Raw genomic sequence first — 1,756 nt, 5'->3', positions numbered from 1 at the left:
GCCGCGCCATCGGCGGTGTCGTCGCTGGCGAGCAAGGCGTCCACGTCCAGGTCCATGCTGCGCAGCGCCTCGCCGAGTTCGCCGGCCACGCGCTGCATGGCCAGATACTCGCGCAGATGCTGCGGCGAGGCGGTCAGCCAGTCCAGCAACTGCTGTTCCTGTTTCGCGTCCAGCGGCTGCATGCGTTGCACCGCATGCCAGTGCGCGGCATCGGCGATGGCACTGCGCGAAGAGAATGTGCTGTCGTTCACCAGCGGTCTCCGCTGTCGGCCAGCGCGCGGCGGCAGGCCGACAGCCCGCGCACCACATGTTTCTTGACCATGTGCGGCGACACGCCCATGCGCTCGGCGATCTGCTTGTAGCTCAGCCCGTCGCGGTACTGCATCACCAGCACCGCGCGGGTGCGCGCGGGCAGCTCGGCGAGCAGGGCCTGCAGGTGCTGCTGGCGCTGCCGCCGGTGTGCGCTGTCTTCCACGTCGTCTCCCGCCGCCAGCAATTGCGAGAACTGCTCCATCTCGTCGATGCGCAGCGGCGCCTGCCGGCGACGCGCGGCCTGTTCGCGCGCCAGGTTCTGCGCGACGGTGTACAGATAGGCTTCGGGATTGGCGATGGCCTCGCCCTGCTGCCGATGCGCGCGCAGCAACCGCAGATAGGTTTCCTGCACCATGTCCTCGGCGTCTTCGCGTGCGCCGCGGCGCACGAAGAAGCCGCGCAGCACCGGGCCGTGTTCCGCGAACATGCGCGCCCATGCGCGTTTGGGGTGAGCCGCCACCGAGCCTGCCTTGTCCCTGGGGTGCGGGGCAGGCTAGAAGCTGCAGATGACGGTTCGGTGACGTTTGGGGGCGGTCCGTGTGGAGCAAGGCGGTGTTCGCCACTTCCTGCGGGAGTCGCCTGTCATGCAGCCGCGACGCGCGACGTGATGTGCGTTCCGATGGGGCAATGCGTCGGGACTGAAGTCCCTCCCACAGTGCGCACGGCGGGCTCGCCGCCGCTCCTGCGAAGGCAAGGTGGATGCATCCCGCCGCGACCGCTAATGCGAATCGCGCGCCACCGCGTCGCCGCTGCCGCCCACCAGGAAATCCAGGTCGGCGCCCAGGTGCGCCTGCTGCACGTGCTCCACGTAGAGCTTGCTCCAGCCGCGCGGCGGCGCCGGCGGCGGGGTCCATTCGCTGCGTCGGCGCAGCAGTTCCTCGTCGTTGACTTCCAGGTGCAGCGCGCGGCCGGGGACGTCGAGTTCGATGATGTCGCCGTCGCGCACCAGCGCCAGGGTGCCGCCGGCGGCGGCCTCCGGCGAGGCGTGCAGCACCACGGTGCCGTAGGCGGTGCCGCTCATGCGCGCATCGGAGATGCGCACCATGTCGGTGATGCCGGCGCGCAGCAGCTTCGGCGGCAACGGCATGTTGCCGACCTCGGCCATGCCCGGGTAGCCGCGCGGGCCGCAGTGCTTGAGCACCATGATGCAGTCGGCGTCGATGTCCAGCGCCTCGTCGTCGATGCGCGCCTTGAAGTCCTCGATGCTTTCGAACACCACCGCGCGCCCGCGGTGCCGCAGCAGGTGCGGCGAGGCGGCCGACGGCTTGATCACCGCGCCGTCCGGCGCCAGGTTGCCGCGCAGTACGGCGATGCCGGCCTCCGCGCGCACCGGCGCGTCCAGCGGGTGGATCACCTCGCGGTTCCAGCACGGCGCCTGCGCCACGTTCTCGCCCAGGGTGTGGCCGTTGACGGTGCGCGCGTCCAGCGCCAGTTCGCTGCCGAG

The 1,756-nt window shown here is 70.7% G+C and carries 2 protein-coding genes and 1 pseudogene; all 3 read right to left on the bottom strand.

What is annotated here, in order from left to right; all coding sequences use genetic code 11:
* A pseudogene (locus D180_RS13005) lies at positions 1-182 on the bottom strand (iron dicitrate transport regulator FecR); the annotation flags it as partial.
* Between the two features lie 65 nt (positions 183-247).
* Positions 248-772, bottom strand: a complete 525-nt coding sequence (locus D180_RS13000) for a sigma-70 family RNA polymerase sigma factor (RefSeq protein ID WP_026143437.1) — start codon at positions 770-772, stop codon at positions 248-250.
* 258 nt (positions 773-1,030) lie between these two features.
* On the bottom strand, positions 1,031-1,756 hold a 726-nt coding region (locus D180_RS12995; protein WP_017913127.1), incomplete at its 5' end, for a dihydroxy-acid dehydratase.

The organism is Xanthomonas sp. SHU 166, from assembly GCF_000364685.1.
GTDB classification, from domain to species: Bacteria; Pseudomonadota; Gammaproteobacteria; order Xanthomonadales; family Xanthomonadaceae; genus Xanthomonas_A; species Xanthomonas_A sontii.
The sequence above is the reverse complement of the archived record's forward strand: the minus strand, read 5'-3'. Positions and strand labels throughout refer to the sequence as shown.